Origin of the sequence: Delftia sp. RIT313, assembly GCF_000632165.1 — a bacterium.
GTDB classification, from domain to species: domain Bacteria; phylum Pseudomonadota; class Gammaproteobacteria; order Burkholderiales; family Burkholderiaceae_C; genus Comamonas; species Comamonas acidovorans.
This window is the reverse complement of record NZ_JFYT01000031.1, coordinates 52,415-77,531: the sequence shown is the minus strand read 5'-3', so window position 1 is coordinate 77,531 and position 25,117 is coordinate 52,415. Positions and strand designations below refer to the sequence as shown.

The following is a 25,117-nucleotide window of genomic DNA, read 5'->3' as shown; positions in this document are numbered from 1 at the left end:
TTGAATCGAATGGATAACCGATGACCGAATGGATAGCTGTAGTCACCATCACCTTGCTGGCCGTCATCAGCCCAGGGGCGGATTTCGCCATGGTCACACGCAACAGCCTGCTGCGCTCGCGCCGCGCGGGCCTGCTCACGGCGCTGGGCATTGGCCTGGGGGTGCTGGTCCATGTCGGCTATACCTTGCTCGGGGTCGGACTGCTCATGCAGCAGTCCACCTGGTTGTTCGACGTGGTCAAGCTGCTGGGTGCAGCCTATCTGATCTATCTGGGCGTGACCATGCTGCGCAGCCGCCCGGAGGGCGATTTGCCCAGCCAGCCCGTGGCCGCGCTCTCCGACATGGCGGCACTGCGCACGGGCTTTCTGACGAATGCGCTCAATCCCAAGACCACGGTGTTCGTGGTCAGCCTGTTCCTGCAGATCGTGGGACAGGACACGCCGCTGGCCACGCAGCTGGCATATGGCGGATTCATCTCGCTGGCCCATGTGGCGTGGTTCTGCATCGTGGCGCTGTGCTTTTCCGCCCAGCGGGTGCGTGCGCGGTTGCTGGCCGTGCGGCATTGGATAGACAGGGCCTTTGGCGGCATGTTGGTGGGGTTTGGTTTGCTGCTGGCAACGGCCAAGCTGCGGCTGTGATGTGGTGATGGTCTGACAGGAATTGGTGGGGGAGGACGGGCAAGCAGGCGGCTGCTGCCCGGCATGCGAGGCCTGCGAGGTGCCATCTGGTACCTCGCAGGCTTGGCTGTTTCTGGCGAGTGTCAGGTTCGCCCGGCAAGCTGGCCGGCGTCCCAGTGGCTTGCGGTCCGACCCGGCGCGGCAGGTGTTCATGGTGGGGGCGTGCCATCGTCTCCATGGTGAACGCCGGCGCCAAGGCCTGCTCCCATGCCCAGGCCGCCCATGCCTGCGGCGCCCATTCCTGCGCCGGCACCGCCGCCACCACCGCCACCACCGCCCTTGCTTGAAGCGCCGGATTCCGCGCCACCTTTGCGCGCCCCGCCCGCCGTGCCGCCCGGACGCGTGGGGCCCTGGTTGGGAACGCGCAGGCTGTCAGGGATCGGCTCCAGATCCAGCGCTTCGCGGATGAAGGCGCGCAGCGAAGTGACGAGTGCCGCAGTCTCGACAGGCTGGCCTGCCACCATGTCCTGGGCCGCTTGGGCGGCCATGCGCACCTGGTCTTGCGTCCCGAGCAAGATGACATCGGACAGCGCGGCTTCGACCGCATCGCGAATGCGCCGTTGGCGCTCGCTGCCAAAAGCCGGTGGTGCATCGGTGTCGTCGGCGGCGGGCCTGCGCAGATCGCGCAGGGGCAGGGGGTTCACATGCAGCGTGCCCGTGAAGGAGCCGCCCAGCGTCTTGTAGGCGGCGATAAGCGACTTCAGGCGTTCATTGATCTGGCGGTTCTCACGCTCGCGCCGCTTTTGCACGGTCTGCATGAACAGCAGGCGAATGCCCATCATCAGACAGGTGACCAGCAGCAGGCCCAACACCGTGGACAGCAGCGAAGACCAGGAGCTGAAATCTAGTGATGAGCGCATGCGCAAGGCCTCGGGAGTTGATCCAGGCCTTCAGTGTGCCTCCATACAGACGGGTCGGCGGGTAAGAAGAGTGCTGTTTGCAGGCGCCGCTTGGCCTATGCTTTCGATACTTCACACATCAGCTACAGGGCGCATGGCATACGCCCCCGGGAGACAGCATCCAGTGAAAACAACGAAGCAGGGGGTGCATCCCTCATGGATCGTCGTGGCGGCCGGCGTCAGCGCGGCTCTGCATGTAGGCAAGCTGCCGCCGGCTGTGCCGGTGCTGCAGCAGCAATTGGGCCTGTCCCTGCTGCAGGCCGGCTTTCTGCTTTCCACCGTGCAGGTGGCCGGCATGGTGCTGGGCCTGGTGGTGGGTCTGGGTGCAGACCGCTGGGGGCTGCGGCGCAGCATGCTGGCAGGCCTGCTGCTGATGGCGGGTGCCAGCGCCCTGGGCGCCACCGCTACGGGGTTTGCAGCGCTGCTGGCCTTGCGTGCCGTGGAGGGACTGGGCTTTTTGCTGGTGGCCATGCCGGGGCCGGGTCTGATCCGGCGCTGCGTGGCGCCAAGCGATCTGAGCGCGCGCATGGGCTGGTGGGGCACCTATATGCCGTTGGGCAGTGCCATCGGCTTGCTGCTGGGGCCGTGGGTGATGGCCTGGGCATCCTGGCCCGCATGGTGGTTGCTGTTGGGGCTGATTTCGGCACTCGCATGGGTCGCCGTCTGGTGTGGTGTGCCGGCAGACAGGCCGGTGCCCCTTGGCGCGTCGGTGGCGGGCGGTGGTTGGCGTCCTCGCCTGGCGTTGACCCTGCGCAGCCCCGGACCCTGGTGCGTGGCTGTGGCCTTTGCCGTGTATTCAGGGCAGTGGATGGCCGTCATCGGCTTTCTCCCCACGGTCTATGCCGAGGCTGGCCTGGGCGCCGCATTGTCGGGCACGCTGACGGCCGTGGTGGCGCTGGCCAACATGGTGGGCAATGTGGCCTCGGGCCGTTTGCTCCAAGGCGGCTGGAGCGCCACGCGCGCCTTGCGCCTGGGCTTTGGCTGCATGGCGGCGTGTGCGCTGCTGGCCTATCTGCAATGGCAGGGGCAACCGCTGGCGCCGTTGTGGCTGCGCTTTGTGGCGGTGGTGTTGTTTTCGGCGGCGGGCGGGCTGATTCCGGGCACGCTGTTTTCCATGGCAGTGCGGCTGGCTCCCGATGAGTCCACGGTATCGACCACGGTGGGTTTCATGCAGCAATGGTCCAGCGTGGGGCAGTTTGCAGGCCCGCCCCTGGTGGCTGCCGTGGCCGTGCAGGCGGGCGGATGGCAGTGGACCTGGGTGGTTACGGCGGCCATGTGCGCCATCGGCTGGTGGCTGGCCGGCGCGATCGGGCGCATCAGCGGTGCGGGTGCAGCGCCGCGCGGGCGCGCTGCAGTCTGATCACGCGTCGCGCGAGCCTATCAACGCCTTCAGGGCCTCTTCCATCTGCTGCGCATGGTCCAGCGCGGGCAGCCAGGCCTGGGGCACCGGCTGGGCGGGTGCCTGGGGTGCGGAGGCGGCCAGTTCGGCCAGGGCGTCATCGGGCTGCAGGGCCACCACGTTGCCGTTGGCGGACAGCTGGCGGCAGGCATCGACGAGCCATTCGCAGTGCAGGACGATGGCGCGCGGCATGAGGCCACTGTCATGCGACATGCCGCGCACCAGGCTTTCGCCCAGCAGCAGTGCGCTGGCATACAGGCGCACGGCGTGGCGGTCATAGCGCCCGGTGATGGTCTGCAGCCCCGCGCCACCCAGGCGGCCGCGCAGGGACCAGCGGCTGGCGCTTTGCGCCTCCACCATGGCTGCGCGCAGTGCGCTCAGCGCATCGCTGCTGCGCGTGAGCTGGCCCAGCGCGACGGTGGCATCGGGCGTGTCGTGGGTGGCGGTAGCACGCAGGGTGGCTTCCAGCCCCTCGGCCAGCTGGCCCAGCAAGGCGCTTGCCGAGCGCGACACGGCGCGCAGCGGATTGGCCGTGAAGATCACCTGACTGAACATCAGGCCGACACCGGCGCCCACCAGTACGTCAACCAGCCGGGTCTCGCCCGCGGCGCTCGGCCCCATGCTCAGCACCAGCACGACGGAGACGCCCGCCTGTATCGGGACGACCGGCGGTTGCCCGAGCATGGCGGCCAGAGACAGGGCGACCAGCGAGGCCAGACTAAGCCGCAGCAGCGGAATGGTGTCGGGCAGCAGCCAGGCCAGTTCGCCGACGATGATGCCGATGGCGCAGCCCAGCACCAGACCCCAGGTCTGCTTGAGGTGGCTGGGCAGTCCGGGCGCCAGGCAGACCAGGGCGGTGACGGCGGCAAAGACGGGTTTGGGGTGGCCGAGCAGGTAGTGGGACAGCTCCCAGGCCAGCATCGCACCCAGGGAGGCGGCGATGGCGTCGCGCAGCGCCAGACGCAGGCGACCGGGCGCAGCGGCCATGCCGCTCTTGGGAGTTCCAGGGGGTGTTTTTGCTTTTGCTTTTCGCCAACGCACGAAGATTCTCCCTCCAGCATGCGAAATCCAGGTTCGCAAATGCCCAAAAGCATAGCGGCCGGTGCATGTCCGGCGTGCAGGAGAGAAGCTTCTTGCTTGTAAGAAAGCAGCCCGCGGCGGGGCGGGGCGGGTCGGCAGCTCAGGCGGGTTGGAGCAGGCCTTCGATGAAGGCCCATTCATCAGGCGTGACCGGCGTGATCGACAGGCGGTTGCCCTTTTGCAGTACACGCATGCCGGCAAGCTCGGGATGCTCGCGCAACTCGGCGATCTGCAGCGTGCGTGTCTTGCGCAGCGCCTGCACGTCCAGCGTGAGCCAGCGTGGCTTGTCGGGCGAGGACTTGGGGTCGTAGTAGGGACTGCGCGGGTCGAACTGCGAGGCATCGACGCGCAGGTTGCCTGCAATGCGGGCGATGCCGTAGATGCCGGGCTCGGCGCAACTGGAGTGCCAATACAGCACCCCATCGCCCACCTGCATGGCATCGCGCATGAAGTTGCGCGCCTGGTAGTTGCGCACACCGTCCCAGGCGATGGTGGCCTGCGGTGCGGCCAGCGCGTGGTCTATGGAGAATTCGTCGGGCTCGTTCTTCATGAGCCAGAACTGGCGGGCGGAGGGGGGGGCGGCAGTCATGCCGCGATTGTGGCAAATCCCCGGGCGCCGTGGCGTCGTTCCACGCACGCCGGCAAGAGCGCGCCGGTGACGGGACAATTACTTTCAGCCGGGCACCTCTCTCCAGCCCGCGAACCACAGGAATCCTGCATGACCGACAGCTCCACCTATGTCCCGCCCGCCGTATGGCAGCCAGCGCCTTCGGGCGGCACCTTTGCCAACATCAACCGCCCGGTCGCCGGTCCCACCCATGACAAGGCATTGCCGGTGGGGCAGCAGCCTCTGCAGCTGTATTCGCTGGCTACGCCCAACGGCGTGAAGGTCACCATCATGCTGGAGGAGCTGCTGGCGCTGGGCCATGCCGGCGCGGAGTACGACGCGTGGCTGATCCGCATCGGCGAAGGCGACCAGTTCTCCAGCGGCTTTGTCGAGGTCAATCCCAACTCCAAGATCCCGGCGCTGGTGGACCGCAGCGTCGAGCCGCCGGTGCGCGTGTTCGAGTCAGGCTCCATCCTGCTGTACCTGGCCGAGAAGTTTGGTGCGCTGCTGCCTGCCGAGCCCGCTGCGCGCACCGAGACGCTGAACTGGCTGTTCTGGCAGATGGGGTCGGCACCTTACCTTGGCGGCGGTTTCGGGCATTTCTATGCCTATGCGCCCGAGAAGTTCGAGTACCCCATCAACCGCTTCACCATGGAGACCAAGCGCCAGCTCGATGTGCTTGATCGCCAGCTGGCCCTGCACCCGTTCATTGCAGGGGCGAACTACAGCATTGCCGATATCGCCATCTGGCCCTGGTATGGGGCCCTGGTGCTCAACGAGGTGTATGGCGCGGCCGAGTTCCTCTCAGCCCATGAATACACGCATGTCATGCGCTGGGCCAGGGAGATTGCCCAAAGGCCGGCCGTGCTGCGGGGCCGCCGCGTGAATCGTACCTGGGGAGATGAAGCCACCCAGGTGCCCGAGCGCCACCAGGCGTCGGACCTGGGCTGATAGCCGTCTACTGGGAGCGGCCCCAGGGGCCGCGATCGGGCTGGCGCCAGAAGCGCGGGCGCTTGCCGGAAGGCTCGGGGGCGGGCTCGGCCTCGCGCCCGTCCTTGTCGGTCCTGTCGGCCTTGCCAGCCTTGTCGGCCTTTTCCAATTGCTGACCTGTCTGCTCGACCTTGCGCGCCGTGCGATCCAGCCGTGAGGGAATGTCGAGTTCTGCGTGCTCGACCACACGAATGCAGTCCTGGATATGCCGCTCGCCCAGGTAGCGCAGCGTGGCATAGCCCAGCGCTGCTGCTGCGGCCTGGCCTGCCAGCGGCACGTACTTGGCGGCCTGCGTGGCCGTCATGCGCATGCCGGCCGCGCGCGCCAGGCGCACCACCATGTCGCGCGTGATCAGCTTGCCGATCAGCACTGAGCCCACCATGGCCACGGCCTTTTGCACCTGCTCGCGCTTGCCGGGTTCCAGCTTGTCCAACTGTTCGGGTGTGAGGCCGAATTCGCGGTTGATGCGTGGCAGCAGCCGCGCCAGCAGTGCCGCATCCACCAGCCAGTCCAGGCCCGGAATGGGCAGGCTGCTGGCTGCTGCGCCGACCAGTGCACGCCGGTGCAGCAACTTGCGCGCGCTCTCGGCCGCTTGCGCCACATCTTGGCGCGGTGGTGGAGGGGGAGGGGTTTTGTCCGAAGTGCGAAAGATCATGCGTGCCAGTGAGGACGGGGCAGATGTCGATCAGGAAAATGCGCCAGCCGGCGGATGCGGCTGGCGCGCAGGGTGGTCAGCGTGCGCTCTTGCTGCGAACCAGGCTGTAGATGAAGAGGATGACGATGGCGCCCACGATGGAGGCGATCCAGCCGGCGGGTTGCCCGGCCTCGTACCAGCCCATGGCGACACCGACGTAGCTGGCAAGAAACGATCCTGCCACGCCGAGCAGGATGGTCATGATCCAGCCAAGGCTGTCATCGCCGGGTTTGAGTGCCCGCGCCAGCAAGCCAACGACCAGGCCAACGATGAGGGTACCAATCAAGGACATCATGCTTTTCTCCGAACTGAAGCTTCCATGCCGCGACTCTAGGGCCCGGCACCGGGTGGCCCTGTCGGACAGCATCTCAACCTGGGACGAAGCCAGAGCAGGGCCCTTAAAAACAAAACGCCTGCATGTGCAGGCGTTTGTGGATTGGCGCAAAAGACGCTGCGATCACTGCAGCTGGCTTGCCTGCATCTGCAGGGCCAGAGCGGCCTTGCTGGCGTCAAGGCCCAGGCCGTCGGCGTCCTGCACACGGCGGGCGCCATCGAAGCGGCGGGCCCAGTACGCGCTTTGCATGCTTTCCACGCGAACCTGCGCACCGGTGCGCGGTGCATGGATGAAGTTGCCGTCGCCGACATAGATGCCGACATGGCTGAAGGTGCGGCGCATGGTGTTGAAGAACACCAGATCACCGGGCTTGAGTTCGTTCTTGTCGATTTTCTCCGTGGCCTGTGCCTGCTGGTCAGCGCGGCGCGGCAGGACCTTGCCCAGGGTTTCGGAGTAGATGGCGCGGACGAAACCGCTGCAGTCGAAGCCGGTCTCGGCACTGTTGCCGCCGCGGCGGTAGGGAACGCCGATGAAGCCCATGGCGGTCACGACCAGATCGGAGGTCTTTTCGGCGACGCTTTGTCGTGCTTCCTTGACGAAGTCGGAAGTGCGTTCCGCCATGTGGTGGCGGGCTTCGCGCAGCTGCGAGATGAGGCTGCGGTTGACCAGCAGCTGGTTCATATCGTCGTCACGCATTTCGGGCGGAGCCGCGTGTGCCGTGACGCTGACAAACAGGAGTGCAATAAGCCATCTGGACATGGGGCGCGAGATTACCACGCAAAAACGTAGGACAAATTCGATAAGACCCCCGAAAGCCTGGGTTTTTGAGTTACCTCAGGAATCCGGGCTGCGCGGCAGGGAGCGCACGCAAGCTGCGACAATGGAAAGCTTTCCCTTTTGTCCTCTATAAGAAGGGCGGCCCGCGTCGCCCCATATTCCCAAGAAAGATCCGCCATGCTGCTTGAAGCCACCGACTCCCAGCTCGTACTCGTCGATTACCAGGAGCGCCTGATGCCGGCCATCTTCGAGGGACCGGCAGTTCTGGCCAATGCCGTGAAGCTGGCGCGCCTGGCGCAGCTGGTGGACGTGCCGGTCTTCGGCACCGAGCAGAACCCCTCGCGCCTGGGCGCCAACGACGCCGAACTGCGCGCGCTGTGCGACCGGACCCTGTCCAAGATGCATTTCAGCGCCGTGGCCGAGGGCCTGGGCGAGTGGCTGCGTCCTCCTGCACGGCCCCAGGGCGGCAATGCACGCAGCCTGCCCAAGCACCTGCAAAAGCCCCAGCAGCAGGCGCCCGAGCGCAGCATGGTGGTGATCGCCGGCTGTGAAGCCCATGTCTGCCTGCTGCAGACGGCGCTGGAGCTGCTGGAAGATGAGTTCGATGTCTGGGTCGTCACCGACGCCTGCAGCTCGCGCACCGAGCGCAACCGCGATGCCGCCTTCGACCGCCTGGCCGGCGCGGGTGCCGAGCTGGTGACCACGGAGATGGTGGCCTTCGAGTGGCTGCGCAGCTGCGAGCATCCGGCCTTCAAGGATCTGCTTGCCCTGGTCAAGTAAGGCACGGGTTCCTGGGTCCGCCGTCTTGGGGCGCTCTTTGGAGCGCCTTTTTTCATGGTGGCCTGTCTGTTCTTGGGAGGCGGGCTGTCGCTGCACCGCGTAGTTCTACGGAGCTGCGTGCGTAGCCGGCCGAATAGGCGCGGGCAGGGCGTTTTTCTACAGTGGCGGCATTCCCCCAAGAGAGACTGTATGAAGCACGTTCTGACCTTCACCGCCCTGATCCTGACCGCCTCGGGCAGCGTTTTGGCTGCCGACCATTTCTATGGCGCCGTTCGCATCAATTCTGCCAACTACAAGGCCCACGACATGGACTCCAGCGCCCGCCCCGGGCTGGGGCAGTTCGTGCCTGGTGATGAAAGCCGCCGCGCTACAGGCGGCTCTCTGGCCCTGGGCTATCAGCTCCCGTCGGACTGGCGCCTGGAAGCCGAATACACCCTGCCCAGGAGCAACGAATTCACCAGCGGCTCCACGCGTTTTCCCACGAGCTTCAATCACCACAGCATCCGTTCTCAGCGCCTGATGATCAATGCGTACAAGGATTTCCCCCTGAACGCGCAGTTCTCCGTGTACGGCACGGCGGGCCTGGGCCTGGCCCACCTGCAGTCCAGCGGCTGGCAAGGCAATCCGAATCGCCAGTACTTCAGCGATTCCCAGAACAATCTGGCCTATGCGCTGGGCTTTGGCGTCAGCTACTCGCCGATTCGAAAGGTCAGCATCGACCTGGGCTATCGCTATGTGGGCCTGGGCAAGACCCACAGCGGCGCCAACAACTTCACCAATGTCCGTGGCCTGCAGGATGAGCAGATGCGCGCCAAGCTGAGTTCCAGCGAGATCTCGGTCGGCCTGCGCTACAGCTTCTGAGTTTGAAGGGGCCTGTCTGCCCGAGCAGCGCAGAGTTGTCAGCTTTTGGCAAGCGCATTATGAATAATTATGAATTCAGAAGCCGCCAATCCATGACAACGACAGGAGACAGACAATGGCCCCGCGTTTCGACGATTTCCACCGCCGCTCCATTGAGGAGCGCGATGCCTTCTGGGCCGAGCAGGCCCGCCGCATCGACTGGCATGTGCCGCCCCAGCGCATCTGCGACTACGACAATCCGCCGTTTGCAAGGTGGTTTGTCGGGGGGCAGACCAATCTCTGCCACAACGCCGTGGACCGGCACCTGGCCGAGCGCGCCGACCAGAACGCGCTGATCGCCATCTCCACCGAGACCGGCACGGAAAAGGTCTACACCTACCGCGAACTGCATGCCGAGGTGCAGCGCATGGCCGCCGTGCTGCAGTCGCTGGGCGTGCAAAAGGGCGACCGCGTCCAGATCTACATGCCCATGATTGCCGAGGCGGCCTTTGCCATGCTGGCCTGCGCGCGGCTGGGTGCCATCCATTCGGTGGTGTTCGGCGGCTTTGCCTCGGCGGCGCTGGCCTCGCGCATCGACGATGCCGAGCCCAAGGTCATCGTCAGTGCCGACGCGGGCTCGCGCGGCGGGCGCGTCGTGGCCTACAAGCCCTTGCTGGACGAGGCCCTGCAACTGGCCAGCCACAAGCCAGCGGCCGTGCTCATCGTGGACCGTGGCCTGGCGCCTGCGCCCATGCGCGCCGGCCGTGACCACGACTGGACCAGCCTGCGTGCGCTGCACGCCGACGCCCAGGTCGCCTGCACCTGGGTGGAATCCACCGACCCCAGCTACACGCTCTACACCAGCGGCACCACGGGGCGCCCCAAGGGCGTGCAGCGCGATACGGGCGGCTACACGGTGGCGCTGGCCGCCAGCATGCCGCTGATCTTCGGGGCCGAGGCAGGGCAGACTTTTTTCTGCACCAGCGACATCGGCTGGGTCGTGGGCCACAGCTACATCATCTATGCGCCGCTGATCGCAGGCATGGCCACCGTGCTCTACGAGGGCCTGCCCATACGCCCCGACGCAGGCATCTGGTGGAGCATCGTGGAGAAGTACCGGGTCACCCACATGTTCTCGGCGCCCACGGCCATCCGCGTGCTCAAGAAGCACGATGCCGAGTACCTGCACCGCCACGATATCTCCAGCCTCAAGGCGCTGTGGCTGGCCGGCGAGCCGCTGGACGAGCCCACGGCGCAGTGGATCAGCCAGGCCCTGGGCAAGCCCATCATCGACAACTACTGGCAGACCGAGACCGGCTGGCCCATCCTCACGCTGTGCAACGGCGTGGAGCAGCAGACCACGCGCTTCGGCAGTCCCGGCAAGGCCGTCTATGGCTATGACGTGAAACTGATCGACGAGGCCACGGGTGAGGAACTGCTCGGCGCCGGGCAAAAGGGCGTGCTGGCCATCGAGGGACCGCTGCCGCCGGGCTGCATGCAGACCGTCTGGCGTGACGATCAGCGCTTCGTCAATACCTACTGGAAGAGCATTCCGGGCCGCATGGTCTACAGCACATTCGACTGGGGCATTCGCGACGAGGACGGCTACTTCTTCATCCTGGGCCGCACGGACGACGTGATCAACGTGGCCGGCCACCGTCTGGGCACGCGCGAGATCGAGGAATGCATCTCCGCCCACCCCCAGGTGGCCGAAGTCGCCGTGGTCGGCGTGGCCGATACGCTCAAGGGCCAGGTGGCGCTGGCCTTTGCCGTGCCCCGGACGGCGCTGGAGGGCGAGGCCGAGCGCTCGGCGCTGCAGGCCGATGTGATGAAGCTGGTCGATGCACGCCTGGGCGCCGTGGCCCGGCCCTCGCGCGTGGTCTTCGTCAGTGCGCTGCCCAAGACGCGCAGCGGCAAGCTGCTGCGCCGCGCCATGCAGGCCGTGGCCGAGGGGCGCGACCCGGGCGACCTCAGCACCATGGAAGACCCGGCTGCGCTGGCCCAGGTGCAGCAGCAGCTGTGAGGCAGGGCGCGCGCCGCAACCGCTTGCAGCCGGGGTGATGTGCGCCGGCGCCCCTGCGCCTGCCGCGCCTACAAGCCTGCCGCGCCTACAATTGCGGCTTGGGCCGCAGCCGGGCCAGGTTCCGGGCTGCGGCGCCCTGTTTTCAACCGACGAGAAAGCGTTTTCGACGTGCAGGTCGCATCTTCCATCTTCAAAGCCTATGACATCCGCGGCATCGTGCCGTCCACGCTCAACGAGGAGGTCGCGCTCGGCGTGGGCCGCGCCTTCGGCATGGCGGCCCTGGCGGCCGGCGAGACCGTGGTGGCCGTGGGACGCGATGGCCGCCTGTCGGGACCCTCGCTGTCCGCGGCGTTGATCGCCGGCCTGACCGAGGTCGGCATCGAGGTGATCGACATCGGCCTGGCCACCACCCCCATGCTGTACTACGCGGCCAGCACACTGGCGCGCTCGGGCATCCAGGTCACGGGCAGCCACAACCCCAAGGACTACAACGGCTTCAAGATGGTGCTGGCCGGCCGCGCCATCTACGGCGAGGAAATCCAGGCCCTGCGCCGCCGTGTCGAAAGCGATGACTGGACGATCACGGGCACCGGCAGCGTGCGCCGCGCCGATGTGCAGGCCGACTACCAGGCGCGCATCGTGGGCGACGTGAAGCTGGCGCGCCCCATCAAGATCGTGGTGGACTGCGGCAACGGCGTGGCCGGTGCCTCGGCGCCCGGCATCTTCCGCGCCCTGGGCTGCGAGGTGATCGAGCTGTTCTCCGAAGTGGACGGTGAATTCCCCAACCACCATCCCGACCCCAGCAAGCCTGAGAACCTGCGCGACGTGATCGAGGCGCTGCGCACCTCGGACGCCGAACTGGGCCTGGCCTTCGACGGTGACGGCGACCGCCTGGGCATCGTCACCAAGGACGGCCAGAACATCTTTCCCGACCGCCAGATGATGCTGTTTGCCAAGGACGTGCTCTCGCGCGTGCCGGGCGGCAGCATCGTCTACGACGTGAAATGCACGCAGCGCCTGGCGCCCGCCATCCGCGAGGCAGGGGGCGAGCCCGTGATGTTCAAGACCGGGCACTCCCTGGTCAAGGCCCGCATGAAGGAACTGGACGCGCCGCTGGGCGGCGAGATGAGCGGCCACATCTTCTTCAAGGAGCGCTGGTATGGCTTCGATGACGGCACCTACGCGGGCTGCCGCCTGCTGGAGATCGTCAGCCGCGAGACCGACCCCAGCGCCTTGCTCAACGCGCTGCCCACCAGCTTTTCCACCCCTGAACTGAATGTGGCCTGCGCCGAAGGCGAGCCCCATCGCCTGGCCGCCGAACTGCAGGCCCTGGCCGCCGAGACCTTTGCCGCACCGGCCCAGGTCAGCACCATCGACGGCCTGCGCGTGGACTGGGCCGACGGCTTCGGCCTGATCCGCGCCAGCAACACCACGCCCGTGCTGGTGCTGCGCTTCGAGGGCCAGACCCAGGAGGCGCTGTCGCGCATCGAGGCGCAGATGCTGGCGCTGCTGGAGCGCGTCAAGCCCGGCGCGCAAGTTGGCGGCGCCGCGCACTGATTTGCGCGCCAGGCGATGACTTCACGCTCTCCCACGTCCTGGGCGCGCGCGCTGTACAGCGCCGTGACCTGGGCGGCGCAGCCGCTGCTGCGCCGCAAGCTGCTGCGCCGCGCCGAGGCCGAACCCGTCTATGCCGAGCACATTCCCGAGCGTTTTGGCCGCTACCAGCCGGCCACGCTGGGGCAGGACGGACGCGGCCGGTGGATCTGGATCCATGCCGTATCGCTGGGTGAGACGCGCGCTGCCGCCATCTTGCTGACCGCGCTGCGCGAGCGCCTGCCCGGCATGCGCCTGCTGCTGACCCATGGCACGGCCACGGGCCGCACCGAAGGCCGCCGGCTGCTGCAGTCCGGCGACCTGCAGGTCTGGCAGCCCTGGGATACCCCAGCGGCCGTGCGCCGCTTCGTGCAGCAATTCCGGCCCGCAGTCGGCGTGCTCATGGAGACCGAAGTGTGGCCCAACCTGGTTGCCATCTGCCGCGAAGAAGGCGTGCCGCTGGCGTTGGCCAACGCACGGCTCAGCGACAAATCACTGGGCCAGGCGCTGCGCGTGGCGCCGCTGGCGCGGCCCACCTATGCCGCCCTGGCCGCCGCCTGGGCGCAGACCGAGGACGATGCCCGGCGCCTGCGCCTGCTGGGTGCGCCCGTGCGCGGCGTGCTCGGCAACCTGAAATTCGATGCGCGTCCGGACGCCGCGCTGCTGGAGCGCGCCCGGCAGTGGAAGTCCGGCCTGTCCCGCCCTGTGGTGCTGCTGGCCAGCAGCCGCGAGGGCGAGGAGGCCATGCTGCTGTCCGCCCTGCGCACGCTGGGGCCGGCAGGCCGGGCCGTGCAATGGCTGGTCGTGCCGCGCCATCCGCAGCGCTTTGACGAAGTGGCGGCGCTGCTGGCTGGCGGCGGCCTGCATGTCTCGCGCCGCAGCCAGTGGGTGGGTGGCCCGCCCTGCGGGGCTGCGGCGGATGACATCGACATCTGGCTGGGTGATTCGCTGGGCGAGATGGCCCTGTACTACGGCCTGGCCGACGCCACGCTCATGGGCGGCAGCTTTGCGCCGCTGGGCGGCCAGAACCTCATCGAGGCCCTGGCCTGCGACTGCCCCGTGGTGCTGGGGCCGCATACCTTCAACTTCAGCGAAGCCTCGGACCTGGCCTGCGAAGCCGGCGCCGCGCTGCGGGCGCCCGACCTGGAGCACGGGCTGCGCCTGGCCGTGGACCTGGCCGGGGACCGCCAGTCCCACGCCCATGCCGTGGCCCAGGCGCGCGGCTTCCTGGACCAGCACCGCGGGGCCGCACAGGCCACGGCGCAGGCGGTGGCCGGGCTGTTGCAGTCCCAACCGTTGCGCTGAGCCCTAGGTTTTCAGCTGGCGGTATCCGCAGGCTGAATCAGCCGGCGTCCTGCAGAACGGGCAGGCTCACACTCGCCAGCAGCCCTCCATCCTCCGCACTGAGCAGCTCGATGCTGCCGCCGTGCCGCTCGGTCACGGTCCTGGCGATGGCCAGGCCCAGGCCGCTGCCGCTCTGGCTCTGGTCGGGTACGCGGAAGAAGCGGTCGAAGACGCGCTGGCGCCAGGCCTCGGCGATGCCCGGGCCACGGTCGCGCACCTGGAGCACGGCCTGGTCGCCCTGGCGCTGCAGGCGCACGCTGATGGTGGCGTGCGCGGGGCTGTATTTGATGGCGTTGTCCACGAGGTTGTCGATCAGCGAGACCAGGCCTTCGCGTTCGCCCATCACGCTCAGTGGCTCGCTGGCTTCCAGGGCCAGTTCCACCGGGCGGCGGCAGGCCAGGGCGTCGAGTGCGGCGAGCCGGTCTTCCAGCAGCAGGTCCAGGCGCAGCGGCTGCATGGCCATGCCGGGCGCTTCGGTCTCGCTGCGCATGAGCTGCAGCAGCTGGGCCACCATGCGGCTGGCGCGCTGGTTGCTGCGCAGCAGGCTGTCCATGAGTTCCTGCTGACGCGGTTCGCTGCCAAGGCGCAGCAGGGCCTCGACGTTGACGTGCATGGCTGCGAGCGGCGTGCGCAGTTCGTGGGCTGCATCGGCAATCAGGTTGCGCTCGCGCTCGCTGCTGGAGCGCACGCGGGCCAGCAGGGCGTTGATGTCCTGCACCAGCGGCCGCAGCTCGGCGTGTGGCGGCGCATAGGTGAGCGCGCTGAGGTCGTCGGGGCCGCGTGTGGCCAGCTCGTCGCCCACGCGGCGCAGCGGGCGCAGCGCCGCGCGTACCGACCACCAGGCAGGAAAGGCCAGGAAGGGCAGGCTGATCAGCAGCGGCAGCAGGTAGTAGCTGCGGGTGTTGAGGGTGATCAGCAGTTCCTTGAAGGACGGCAGCATCAGCGTGACTTCGGTCTGGCCCGAGGCCGAGCGCAGCGTGCTCATGCGCCAGGTCTGCCCTTCGAAATCTATGTCCTCGACCGTGTCCAGCACGCGGTTGCGCAGCGTGGGTGCCGGCGTGGGCGAGCGGTACAGGAGCTGGCCGCGCTGCCAGACCAGCAGCGTGGGCGTGAAGCGGATGTCGTCGTCTCCGTCGCCGTACTCATGGCGCAGGGCCGTGTCCAGCGCGGCCAGGCTGTGCTGCTGGCGGTCCGGAAGGTCGGCCAGGTCCTCGGCCACTGCCATGACAAGTTCGTAGACAGGCTTGCTGACCAGCAATTCATTGTGGAAGTGGGCCATGTAGATGGCTGCCACCAGCAACGCGGTCCAGATCGCGGTGAGCACGCCCATCTGGGCCAGCAGCATCCGCCGGCCCAGGGTGGGCTGCAGCCAGCGGCGCCATCTCGGGCTGGCCTGTTGCCCCTGCAGGGTGTGCGATGTCATGGTCAGGACAGGGGGGCCATCGGCTGCGAGTCGATGACATAGCCAATGCCGCGCACCGTGCGTATGAAGCCCGGCCCGATCTTGCGGCGCAGGTTGGAGACATGCACTTCCAGGGCATTGCTGCCGTTGGCGCTGCCGCCCGGAATGACTTCCTCCTCGATGCCGCTGCGCGTGACCACGCGGTCCATGCGCCGCAGCAGCAGGGCCAGCAGGTCGAATTCGCAGCGGGACAGCTCGACGTTCTGGCCGGCAACGCTGACACGGCGCGTGGGCTCGTGCAGCGACAGGCCGCGCAGATGCAGCGTTCCGTCGCCCTGCCCATAGCTGCGGCGTGCCAGGGCGCGCACGCGTGACACCAGTTCGGCCAGGGCAAAGGGCTTGACCAGATAGTCATCGGCGCCGCTGTCCAGGCCGTGCAGCCGGTCGTGCAGGCTGTCGCGTGCGCTCAGGATCAGCACGGGCAGGCGGCGCCATTCGCGGCGCAGGCGCGTGAGCAGGCTGATGCCGTCGCCATCGGGCAGGCCCAGGTCCAGCAACACCATCTCGAAGCTTTGCTGCTCCAGCGTGCGCAGCGCATCGGACAGGCGGCGCACCCAGACCACGTCCATGGCGTGATCGCCCAATGCGATGCGCACGCCATTGCCCAGATCCAGATCGTCCTCCACCAGCAGCAGTCTCATCGTGTGTTTCCTGTGCCGCTCCCATGCCGTGGACCGGCGCCTGCGGGAGGGCTGCCGCGAGTATCGGTCAAGGCGGGGCTCAGGCGCTTCAGCATCCCTTCAGGAAACCCGGGGCAGGTCTTCAGGCTGGTTTGCCACAGTGGCCCGCTCGACAACTCCCACGAAGGCAAGGCGCGCATGCCAAGACTCTCCCGCTGTTCCTTGCTGAGTCGTCTGGCGGCGCTGTGCGCGCTGGCTGCCTGGATGCTGGTCGTGGCGGGTTTGCGTGCCTCGGCTTTGCCAGAGCACAGGACTGCTGCGCCAGGCGCGCGGCCCGCGGCGGCCGGGCATCAGCCCGGGGCAATGCCGGCCGTGCGGGCGCTTCAGGGATTCAAGGGGCTGGCGCGCGGAGCGACAGCGCATCGATGGCGCGCAGGTCGTCGTCGCTGAGCGTGCCGGCGGCCTGGCGCAGCTTGAGCTGGCCCAGCAGCACCTGGTAGCGCGCCAGGGCCAGGTCGCGCTGGGTCTGGTAGAGCTGGCTTTGCGCGTTGAGCACGTCGATGTTGATGCGCACGCCGACCTCGTAGCCGAGCTTGTTGGCGTCCAGCGCGCTCTGGCTGGACGCCAGCGCGGCCTCCAGCGCCTTGACCTGGGCCTGGCCCGACTGCACGCCGAAGAAGGCCGTGCGCGTGCTCTGCTCCACGTTGCGCTGGGCGTCGTCCAGCTGTGCCCGCGCCTTGTCTTCCAGCGCCAGGGTTTCCTTGATGCGGTTTTGCACGGCAAAGCCGGCGAACAGGGGCAGGTTCATGACCACGCCCACGCTGGCGGCATTGGTGCGGTAGCTGGTGCCGATCTGCGGTGTGACCGAGCCATTGGGATAGCGGTTGACCACGTAGCCGGCCTGCAGGTCCACGGTAGGCTTGTGACCGGCCTCGGCTTTCTTCGTTTCCAGCTGCGCGATGTCCAGCGCCAGGCGGGCCTGGCGCAGCTGGGGCTGGCCTTGCAGTGCGGTGTCCACCCAGGACTGGGCATCGGCGGGCATCAGGGCCGGCAACTGCAGCGGCTGGGCCAGGGGGCGGGGCACGGTGCCCACGGCGCCAACGATCTGGTCCAGCACCAGACGCTTGACGCGCAGATCGTTCTCGGCGGCGATTTCCTGCGCGCCGGCCAGGTCGAACCGGGCCTGGGCTTCCCGCGAGTCGGTGATGGTGGCCGTGCCGACCTCGAAGTTGCGCTTGGCAAATTCCAGCTGCTGTGCAATGGCCGCCTTCTGTGCCTTGACCACGGCCAGGCTGTCCTGGGCGCCGAGGACATCGAAGTAGGCCTGGGCCACGCGAACCAGCAGGTTCTGCTCGCCGCTGTCCAACTGGGCGCGCGCCACGTCCACGCCGCGCTGGCCCTGGTCGTAGGCGATCTTGTTGGCCGGGCGGTACAGCGGCTGCTGGGCGCTGAGCTGCAGGTTCTGCTGGGGCGAGCGAAAGCTCCCCGGCAGCACGCTGACTTCCACATGCGAGGTGTTGGCACCGGCCTGCAGGCCCACGCTGGGCAACAGGCCCGAGCGTGCCTGCTCGGCGCGGCTGGCGGCGGCCTGGGCGTCGGCCTGCTGGGCCTGCCACTGGGCGTCGTAGCCGCGGGCCTTGGCCACCAGTTCGGACAGGTTCTGGCCCGAGGCCGCAGAGGCTGTCAGAGAGGGCAGGGCAGACTGCGGGGCCGCAGGGGCGGGCGCAAGGACGGCTGGGGCAGGAGCTTGCGCCAGGGCCGAGCCCATGCCGGCCGCGCACAGCAGCAAGGCCATGTGGCGCAGGGGCCAGGCGTATGGGCGGGTCAGGGCGGAAGCGACAGGGGCAAGGGGCCGAAGCAGGGGCATAGAGGTCCTCGAATCAAAACACAGTCGTCACGAAGCACCGGGGACGGCGGGTGTGCCGCCGTGTCCCGGGTTTCTTTTGCGTGTTGCCGCTCAGTAGCGCGGCACGCCTGGGTCGCGCTCGCGCGACCAGGCATCGATGCCTCCGCTGATATTGGCCACGGTCTCGAAGCCGTTGTTCATCAGGAAGGCAGCGACATGCATGCTGCGTGCGCCGTGATGGCACAGGCAGGCTGTGGGGTGATCCGGATCGAGTTCCTGCAGGCGCGAGGGAATCTCGCCCATGGGGATGCAGCGCAGCTCGAAGCCCTCGGGGCGTACGCTGGCCTGGGCCACTTCCCAGGGCTCGCGCACGTCCAGCACCAGGGGCAGGGCATCGGAGCCGCTGGAGTGCTGGTTCAGCCAATCGTTGAGTTGCGCGGGAGGCACTTGGGGAAGCATCGGAAAGATCCTTGCGGAATGGAGTGGAGTTGCCGCAGCGGCCGAAATCCTCTGGACCCCGGCCGCCGTGGCGGATTTCAGAACGTGAAGCGCGAAGGCTCTTCGAAGTTGGCCAGGCGTGCGGTCACCACGTCCCAGGGCTGGCTGGTTTCGAACTGGTGGCCGTTCTTTTGCACCAGCGTGAAACGCATCATGGGCAGTTGGCCGACGATGGCTGCCAGGCGGCCGCCGTCGTTGAGCTGGGCCAGCAGGGCCTGCGGCACCTGGGCGACCGAGCCGCTGAGCACGATGGCGTCGAACTGGCCCAGAGCGGCCGCTGCCGTGGCGCCATCGGCCAACTTGACCTCGGCATTGGTGATGCCGGCGCCCAGCAGGTTCTCGCGGGCCATCTCGGCCAGCTCGGGCACGATCTCCAGTGTCACGACTTCCTTGGCCTGGGCGGCCAGCAGGGCGGCCATGTAGCCCGAGCCGGCGCCGATTTCCAGCACGCGGTCGGTGGGCTTGATCTTCAGGTCCTGCAGCATGCGGGACTCGATGCGCGGGGCCAGCATGCACCAGCCCTTGGCGGCGGCTTCCTCGGCCGGGGCGACCAGGGGGATTTCCAGGTCCATGAAGGCCAGGCCGGCATGCTCGGGCGGCACGAAATTCTCGCGGTGCACCTTGCCCAGCAGCGCCAGCACTTCTTCATCAAGCACGTTCCAGGGGCGGATCTGTTGCTCGATCATGTTGTAGCGCGCGTGCGCTTGGGCGCTGTGGTGTTCGGGCAGGCTGTTCAGGGGCAGGCTCATGGGGTATCTCCGGAGAAAGACTTGTCAGGACAAACCTTTGATTCTACGAGTCTCGCGGCGGGGTGGGGGCGCTGGCGGCGCCTTGGCCGGGTGCCGCGTCGTGCCGGTTGCCGTTCCACAGGCGCCGCAGCCACTGGGAGAAGTCGTCAAGGTAGCAATAGACCACGGGCACGACCACCAGGGTCAGCAGCGACGAGGTGACCACGCCGCCGATCACCGACTGGCCCATGGGCGCGCGCTGCTCGGAGCCTTCGCTGAGTGCGAAGGCCAGCGGCACCATGCCGAAGATCATGGCCAGCGTGGTCATCAGAATGGGGCGCAGCCGCACGCGCGCCGCCAGCAGCAGGGCCTGCTCGCGCGGCAGGCCGTCGCGGATCTGGCCGGTGTCCGGGTCGCTGTGCGGGCCGCGCGCGCGGATGGCGAAGTCCACCAGCAAGATGGCGTTCTTGGTGACCAGTCCCATGAGCATGACCACGCCGATGATGGAGAACATGGACAGGGCCGAGCCGAACATCATCAGCGCCAGCACCACGCCGATCAGCGTCAGCGGCAGCGAGGTCATCAGCGCCAGCGGCTGCAGGAAGCTCTTGAACTGGCTGGCCAGGATCATGTAGATGAAGATGATGGCCAGCGCCAGGGCGGACACCGCATAGCCGAACGATTCGTACATGCTCTTGGTGGCGCCGCTGAACTGCGTGCGGTAGCCGGGTGGCAGGGCGATGTCGGCCAGGGCATTGCGGATGTCGGCCGAGACCTCGCCGCTGGAGCGCAGGTAAACGTTGCCGCTGAAGGCGACCTCGCGCGTCATGTCGCGGCGGTTGATCTGGCTGGGGCCGGTGCCGGGCGTGACGGTGGCCACCTGGTTCAGCCGCACGATGCGCATGCTGCCATCGCCCGAGGTGGAGGGCAGGGCGAAGGGCAGGCGCTCCAGGTCCTGGGGCGTGCTGCGCGACTCGGGCGCCAGGCGCACCTTGACGTCATAGGTCTGGTCGTCGCTGGCGCGCCAGTTGCCCACGGTCTGGCCCGCCACCCAGGTGCGCAGAGCGGCGGCCATGGAGCCTACCGACAGGCCCAGGTCGGCGGCCGCATCGCGCCGCACGGTGATGTCGATCACGGGCTTGTCGGGCTTGAGGCTGCTGTCCAGGTCCACCAGTCCGGGAATGCCGCGCAGGCGCTCCATCACCACGCGGTTCAGGCGCTCCAGCTCGCCCAGGTCCGGGCCCTGCAGCGAGAATTCGACCTGTTTTTGCCCGCCCACGGGTTCGCGCTGGCCCACATGGGTGACGGTGATGCCGGGCACGCTTTGCAGCTGCTCGCGCAGCACGCCCGACAGTTCATCGCCGCTGCGCTGGCGCAGGTGGCGGTCCAGCAAGCGGATGTAGATGCTGGCGTATATCTTGCCCTGGGCCGTGCCGGTGTTGATGGTGGCCAGCGTGTAGCGGACCTCGGGCAGGGCGCGGATGATGGCATCGACCTGGCGGGCCTTGGCCTCCGTGGCCTCGATGGACGAGCCCACGGGCGTGTTGAAGCTCACCGTGGTTTCCGAGAAATCGGCCTTGGGCACGAATTCCGTGCCCAGCAGCGGCACCAGGAAGATGCTGGCCACGAAGATGGCCAGCGCCGCCGCCAGCGTGGTGATCTTGTGACGCAGCGCCCAGCCCAGCACGTCCTGGTAGAAGTGGGACAGCGAGTCGGTAGCGCGCTCGAACCAGGCCGTGACCCGTCCCAGCGTGCGGTCGTAGAGGCTGTTGCCGCGCTTGTCGCCATGGGCGTGGATGGTCGGGTCATGCCAGACGCTGGAGAGCATGGGGTCCAGCGTGAAGCTCACGAACATGGAGATCATCACGGCCGCCACGATGGTGATGCCGAATTCGTGGAAGAACTTGCCGATGATGCCGCCCATGAAGCCGATGGGCAGGAACACCGCCACGATGGACAGCGTGGTGGCCAGCACGGCCAGGCCGATCTCCTGCGTGCCGTCGAGCGCGGCCGCATGCGCGTCCTTGCCCATCTGCACGTGGCGCACGATGTTCTCGCGCACCACGATGGCGTCGTCGATCAGCAGGCCCACGCACAGCGACAGCGCCATCAGCGTGATCATGTTGATCGAGAAGCCGAACCAGTACATGAACAAAAAGGTGCCGATCAGCGCAATGGGCAGCGTCAGCCCCGTGATCACCGTGGAGCGCCAGGAGTTCAGGAACAGGAAGACGATGAGCACCGTCAGTGCCGCGCCCTCGATCAGCGTCTGGCGCACGTTGTTGACGGCCACGCGGATGGGGCGGGCGCTGTCGGCAATCGGCTCCAGCCGCACGCCGGCCGGCACTTCGGCGGCGATCTCGCGCAGCGTGGCGTTCAGGCCGTCCACGACTTCGATGGTGTTCTCGTCCTGGGCCTTCTGCACGGACAGCAGCAGGGTGCGGCTGCTGTTGTACAGGGCCACGGTTTCCAGTTCGCCCGCGCCATCCTGCACGCGGGCCAGCTGGCCCAGCCGCACGGGAGCGCCGCCGCGCTGGGCGACGATGATGCGCTCGAAGTCCTGCGGGCGCTTCATGCGTGCGTCGATCTGCACCACGCGTTCCTGCTCGCGCGAGCGGATGGCGCCCAGCGGCAGGTCCTGGTTCTCGCTGCGCACGGCGTTCACGATCTGGTCGGGCGTGATGGCATAGGCTTCCAGCGCCTCGGGCTGCAGGTAGATGTTGATTTCGCGCGGCGTGGCGCCCACCAGGTTGACGGCGCCCACGCCGCGCACGTTCTCCAGCCGCTTCTTGAGGACCTGGTCGGCCCAGCTGGTCAGCGCGACGGCATCGGGCGCCTTGGCGCCGGCATCGGCCTGGGGCAGCACGGCCACGGACCAGATGGGCGAGCTGGCCGGATCGAAGCGCAGCACGCGCGGCTCCTTGACCTCGTCGCGCAGGGTGGGGCGCACCGAGGCCACCTTCTCGCGCACGTCTTCGGCAGCGCGGCGGCCATCGACATGCAACTGGAATTCGATGATGACGACGCTGGTGCTCTCATAGCTGCGCGAGGTCAGCGCGTTGATGCCGGCAATGGAGTTGACGCCTTCCTCGATCTTCTTGGTGACCTCGGACTCCACGATCTCGGGCGAGGCGCCCGGATAGTCCACCGTGACCACGACCACGGGGAAGTCCACATTCGGGAACTGGTCCACCTTGAGTCGCTGGTAGGAAAACACACCCAGCACCATGAGGGCCAGCATGAGCATGGTGGCGAACACAGGGTTGGCCAGGCTGACGCGCGTGAACCACATGGTCAGCGGGCTCCGGGGGCTGGCGCAGCCTGGGGCTGCGGGGCCTGCTGCATTTGCTGCATCTGCACCGCCGTGCCCGCGCGCAGGCCGCCCACGCTGCCGGCCAGTACCCGGTCACCGGCCTGCAGGCCGCTGGACACGGCAATCCAGGTGGCGCCATCCTGCGCGCTCTGGCTGCCCAGCGTGACCGGGCGGTGCTGCACGCGCAGCAGGCTCTTGTCCGCTTCGGACTCGCCCGCAGGCTGCAGCAACTGCACATAGGGCTGGGGCTGGTCGGTGCGCACGGCGGTCAGGGGCACGGCCAGCTGTTCGGTCTGCCCGGTGACAATGCTGCCCTGCAGGTACAGGCCCGGGCGCACGATGGGGATGGATCTGCCGGCGGCGCCTGCGTTGACCGGTGCAGCCTGCACACGCAGATAGACGGCCACGCTGCGCGAACCTGCCTGGGCGCTGGGGTTGATTCGCACCACGCGCGCGGGCACGGCGGCCACATCGTCGCCCGCGCCCTGGACCTGCAACTGGGCCTGCTGGCCGACCTGCACGCGCACCGAATCGGCGGGCGCCAGCTGGGCCACGACTTCGAGGTCGGACGGATCGACGATCTCCAGCACCCGCGTTTCCACGCCCACGCGCTCGCCGTCCTGCACCAGGCGCTGCGCGACCTGCCCGTCCATGGGGCTGCGCAGCACGCTGTCGGTCACGCTCTTGCGGGCCACATCGGCGGCGGCCTGGGCGGCGGCCAGGTTGGCGCGTGCGGCGTCGAGGTTGGATTGGGAGGTGGCCAGCGCCGTGGTCGAAATGAAGCCTTGCGTGACCAGGGCCTGGTTGTTGTCGTGCTGGCGCTGGGATAGCTGCAGCTGCGCCTGGGCCGCATCGGCCTGCTGGCGGGTCTGGCGCCAGCGGGCCTCGACCTCGGTGGCGTCCACGCGGGCCAGTTCCTGGCCCTTGCGCACGCTGTCGCCCTCGCGCACCTGCAGGCCGCGCAGCTCGCCGGCCACATAGGCCTTGACCACGGCGCTGCGCACGGCCTGCACCACGCCGCTGACGGGCACGGTCAATTGCAGCTGGCGCGGCTGCAGCTGCACCACCTCCTGCGGACCCACGCGCACCGGCATCTCGCGCGGCTGGGTGGCTGCGGCGATGGCGCTTTGCTTGCTGTGCCGGGTGGATGCGGCGCGCCATACGCTGGCGCCGATGGCGATCAGTAAGGCCAGGCCGATCAGCCAGCCGGTGCGACGCTTCATGGTGTGGGCGGGGAGGAGGGTGGTGTGGTGGCTGCAAGGGGCTGGCACATGCCATGCAGCAGATAGTCGATCTGGGATTCCAGAAACTGCTCGGGATCGAAGTCGCCATGGGGCAGGCAGCCGCCCAGCGAATGCTTCCAGATCATCAGAAACATCATCGGGGCGACCACGCAGTGCACGGACAGGTCCAGATCCATGGGCCGGAACTCGCCGCGCTCGACCCCGCGTTGCAGGATGCGCCGGATCAGCTCATGGCCTGGAAGAACCACTTCCTGGTGGTAGAACTGAGACAGCTCGGGAAAATTGCCCGCCTCGCTGAGCATGAGCTTGGTGATGCCCGACGCCTTGGTGCTGCCGATGCGTTCCCACCAGGACTTGAAGCAGTAGCGCAGCAGATCGGTTGAAGGCGCGCAGTAGTTGTCGAGCTCTTCGCTCCACTCGCCGAAGCGGCCCGCGATGCTGTGGCGCACCACGGCCTTGAAAAGCTCCTGCTTGCTCGCGAAATAGAGGAACAGCGTGCCCTTGGAGACCCCGGCGCGGGCGGCGACTTCTTCGACGCGGGTGGCGGCGTAGCCCTTTTCCACGAAGAGGTCGAGCGCCGCTTCCAGCAACTCGCCGGGACGCTCCTGCTTGCGGCGGCTGCGCTTTCCGGAAGGCTCGGCGGGGGCGGGTGAAGAGGCGGGGGAGTCGGTCACGGAAAATTAATGACTGATGGGTTAGTTATCGTAACCGCAGAACCGTTCGTCGTCACCTGGCTTGTGCATGGGCTAACCTGTAGGAGCGACGGCCCGCATGCATTGCGTGTGGTCATTTTTTCGATTTCTTCACAGAAAAGGCGCATATGGCGACTGAAACCATTTATCTGGGCGGCGGCTGTTTCTGGTGCACCGAAGCCGTTTTCGACCGCGTGCGCGGCGTGAGCGACGTGCAAAGCGGCTACGCCAATGGCGATCTGGACGATCCCAGCTACGAAGACATCTGCACCGGCGAGACCGGCCATTCCGAGGTCATCCGCGTGCAGTTCGATCCAGCCGTGATCCCGCTGCGCGACCTGCTCACCGTGTTCTTCGGCACGCACGACCCGACCACGCTCAACCGCCAGGGCAATGATGTGGGCACGCAGTACCGCAGCGGCATCTACACCACGAATGAGCAACAGGCCGAAGTGGCGCGCACGCTGATCTCCGAACTCACGCAGGCCGGCGCCTACGACGCGCCCATCGTCACCGAGGTGCAGCCCCTGGCCAGCTACTGGCCGGCAGAGGACTACCACCAGGACTACTTCCTCAACCATCCCAACCAGGGCTACTGCGCCTTTGTCGTGGGGCCCAAGGTGCAGAAGTTCCGGGGCGCCTTTGCGCGCTGGGTCAAGCCGTGAGCGGGTGGCGGC

General features: G+C 67.6%; 23 protein-coding genes. 9 read left to right on the top strand and 14 right to left on the bottom strand.

The features are described from left to right. Window positions 1-20 precede the first annotated feature (20 nt). Window positions 21-638 carry a LysE family translocator gene (locus tag BW39_RS05930; RefSeq protein ID WP_013802226.1) on the top strand — a complete coding sequence of 206 codons (618 nt, stop codon included), beginning with the start codon at window positions 21-23 and terminating at the stop codon, window positions 636-638. A gap of 188 nt (window positions 639-826) precedes the next feature. Here the strand turns inward: BW39_RS05930 and BW39_RS05925 are convergent, their stop codons facing one another. Next, on the bottom strand, window positions 827-1,537 hold the full coding sequence (locus tag BW39_RS05925) for a hypothetical protein (protein WP_043820499.1): 711 nt from the start codon (window positions 1,535-1,537) through the stop codon (window positions 827-829). Between the two features lie 133 nt (window positions 1,538-1,670). On the opposite strand from BW39_RS05925, the gene BW39_RS05920 reads away from it, so the two are divergent. Further along, window positions 1,671-2,936: an MFS transporter gene (locus BW39_RS05920; RefSeq protein ID WP_200871501.1), complete on the top strand. Its 1,266-nt coding sequence runs from the start codon at window positions 1,671-1,673 to the stop codon at window positions 2,934-2,936. Here BW39_RS05920 and BW39_RS05915 read toward each other — a convergent pair whose 3' ends face one another. Together BW39_RS05915 and BW39_RS05910 are read right to left on the bottom strand one after the other, a co-directional pair. After that, entirely contained in the window at window positions 2,937-3,962 is a 1,026-nt protein-coding gene (locus BW39_RS05915) for an FUSC family protein (protein ID WP_013802229.1), read from the bottom strand. A 193-nt stretch (window positions 3,963-4,155) separates the two neighbouring features. Then, on the bottom strand, window positions 4,156-4,644 hold the full coding sequence (locus BW39_RS05910; protein WP_043820496.1) for an EVE domain-containing protein: 489 nt from the start codon (window positions 4,642-4,644) through the stop codon (window positions 4,156-4,158). Between the two features lie 129 nt (window positions 4,645-4,773). On the opposite strand from BW39_RS05910, the gene yghU reads away from it, so the two are divergent. Continuing rightward, entirely contained in the window at window positions 4,774-5,613 is an 840-nt protein-coding gene (yghU, locus tag BW39_RS05905) for a glutathione-dependent disulfide-bond oxidoreductase (protein WP_013802231.1), read from the top strand. 7 nt (window positions 5,614-5,620) lie between these two features. Here yghU and BW39_RS05900 read toward each other — a convergent pair whose 3' ends face one another. From BW39_RS05900 to BW39_RS05890, 3 genes are all read right to left on the bottom strand, one after another. Continuing rightward, window positions 5,621-6,253, bottom strand: coding sequence for a hypothetical protein (locus BW39_RS05900; RefSeq protein ID WP_235264156.1), 633 nt, complete (start codon window positions 6,251-6,253; stop codon window positions 5,621-5,623). Between the two features lie 130 nt (window positions 6,254-6,383). Next, window positions 6,384-6,641, bottom strand: a complete 258-nt coding sequence (locus BW39_RS05895) for a GlsB/YeaQ/YmgE family stress response membrane protein (RefSeq protein ID WP_012205794.1) — start codon at window positions 6,639-6,641, stop codon at window positions 6,384-6,386. A 162-nt stretch (window positions 6,642-6,803) separates the two neighbouring features. Beyond that, the gene (locus BW39_RS05890) at window positions 6,804-7,439 is read right to left on the bottom strand and encodes a C40 family peptidase (RefSeq protein WP_012205793.1); all 636 of its coding nucleotides are present in this window, start codon (window positions 7,437-7,439) and stop codon (window positions 6,804-6,806) included. A 195-nt stretch (window positions 7,440-7,634) separates the two neighbouring features. Here BW39_RS05890 and BW39_RS05885 point away from each other — a divergent pair, with 195 nt between their 5' ends. From BW39_RS05885 to BW39_RS05865, 5 genes are all read left to right on the top strand, one after another. Then, window positions 7,635-8,237, top strand: a complete 603-nt coding sequence (locus BW39_RS05885; RefSeq protein ID WP_012205792.1) for an isochorismatase family protein — start codon at window positions 7,635-7,637, stop codon at window positions 8,235-8,237. A gap of 189 nt (window positions 8,238-8,426) precedes the next feature. Beyond that, window positions 8,427-9,098: an outer membrane protein gene (locus BW39_RS05880; RefSeq protein ID WP_043820491.1), complete on the top strand. Its 672-nt coding sequence runs from the start codon at window positions 8,427-8,429 to the stop codon at window positions 9,096-9,098. A gap of 115 nt (window positions 9,099-9,213) precedes the next feature. After that, the gene (locus BW39_RS05875; protein WP_043820489.1) at window positions 9,214-11,100 is read left to right on the top strand and encodes a propionate--CoA ligase; all 1,887 of its coding nucleotides are present in this window, start codon (window positions 9,214-9,216) and stop codon (window positions 11,098-11,100) included. A 168-nt stretch (window positions 11,101-11,268) separates the two neighbouring features. Then, entirely contained in the window at window positions 11,269-12,657 is a 1,389-nt protein-coding gene (locus BW39_RS05870; RefSeq protein WP_043820487.1) for a phosphomannomutase/phosphoglucomutase, read from the top strand. 15 nt (window positions 12,658-12,672) lie between these two features. Beyond that, window positions 12,673-13,998, top strand: coding sequence for a 3-deoxy-D-manno-octulosonic acid transferase (locus BW39_RS05865; RefSeq protein WP_043820484.1), 1,326 nt, complete (start codon window positions 12,673-12,675; stop codon window positions 13,996-13,998). A gap of 37 nt (window positions 13,999-14,035) precedes the next feature. Here BW39_RS05865 and BW39_RS05860 read toward each other — a convergent pair whose 3' ends face one another. From BW39_RS05860 to BW39_RS05825, 8 genes are all read right to left on the bottom strand, one after another. Next, window positions 14,036-15,460 carry a sensor histidine kinase gene (locus tag BW39_RS05860; protein ID WP_043820482.1) on the bottom strand — a complete coding sequence of 475 codons (1,425 nt, stop codon included), beginning with the start codon at window positions 15,458-15,460 and terminating at the stop codon, window positions 14,036-14,038. Window positions 15,461-15,462: 2 nt separating this feature from the next. Then, window positions 15,463-16,140, bottom strand: coding sequence for a response regulator (locus tag BW39_RS05855; protein ID WP_013802240.1), 678 nt, complete (start codon window positions 16,138-16,140; stop codon window positions 15,463-15,465). Between the two features lie 370 nt (window positions 16,141-16,510). Further along, window positions 16,511-17,986: a TolC family outer membrane protein gene (locus BW39_RS05850; RefSeq protein WP_043820479.1), complete on the bottom strand. Its 1,476-nt coding sequence runs from the start codon at window positions 17,984-17,986 to the stop codon at window positions 16,511-16,513. 90 nt (window positions 17,987-18,076) lie between these two features. Continuing rightward, window positions 18,077-18,424 carry a rhodanese-like domain-containing protein gene (locus BW39_RS05845; protein WP_012205782.1) on the bottom strand — a complete coding sequence of 116 codons (348 nt, stop codon included), beginning with the start codon at window positions 18,422-18,424 and terminating at the stop codon, window positions 18,077-18,079. Between the two features lie 77 nt (window positions 18,425-18,501). Continuing rightward, complete coding sequence (locus tag BW39_RS05840) at window positions 18,502-19,212, bottom strand: protein-L-isoaspartate O-methyltransferase family protein (protein ID WP_012205781.1); 711 nt, start codon at window positions 19,210-19,212, stop codon at window positions 18,502-18,504. 43 nt (window positions 19,213-19,255) lie between these two features. After that, window positions 19,256-22,483 carry an efflux RND transporter permease subunit gene (locus BW39_RS05835; protein WP_043820477.1) on the bottom strand — a complete coding sequence of 1,076 codons (3,228 nt, stop codon included), beginning with the start codon at window positions 22,481-22,483 and terminating at the stop codon, window positions 19,256-19,258. A gap of 2 nt (window positions 22,484-22,485) precedes the next feature. Next, the gene (locus BW39_RS05830) at window positions 22,486-23,727 is read right to left on the bottom strand and encodes an efflux RND transporter periplasmic adaptor subunit (RefSeq protein ID WP_043820475.1); all 1,242 of its coding nucleotides are present in this window, start codon (window positions 23,725-23,727) and stop codon (window positions 22,486-22,488) included. Continuing rightward, on the bottom strand, window positions 23,724-24,422 hold the full coding sequence (locus BW39_RS05825; RefSeq protein WP_013802244.1) for a TetR/AcrR family transcriptional regulator: 699 nt from the start codon (window positions 24,420-24,422) through the stop codon (window positions 23,724-23,726). The genes BW39_RS05830 and BW39_RS05825 overlap by 4 nt, the downstream gene beginning before the upstream one ends. A gap of 146 nt (window positions 24,423-24,568) precedes the next feature. On the opposite strand from BW39_RS05825, the gene msrA reads away from it, so the two are divergent. Next, window positions 24,569-25,105 (top strand): peptide-methionine (S)-S-oxide reductase MsrA, encoded by a 537-nt coding sequence (gene msrA, locus BW39_RS05820; RefSeq protein ID WP_034394147.1) that lies wholly within the window; start codon window positions 24,569-24,571, stop codon window positions 25,103-25,105. Window positions 25,106-25,117 lie beyond the last annotated feature (12 nt).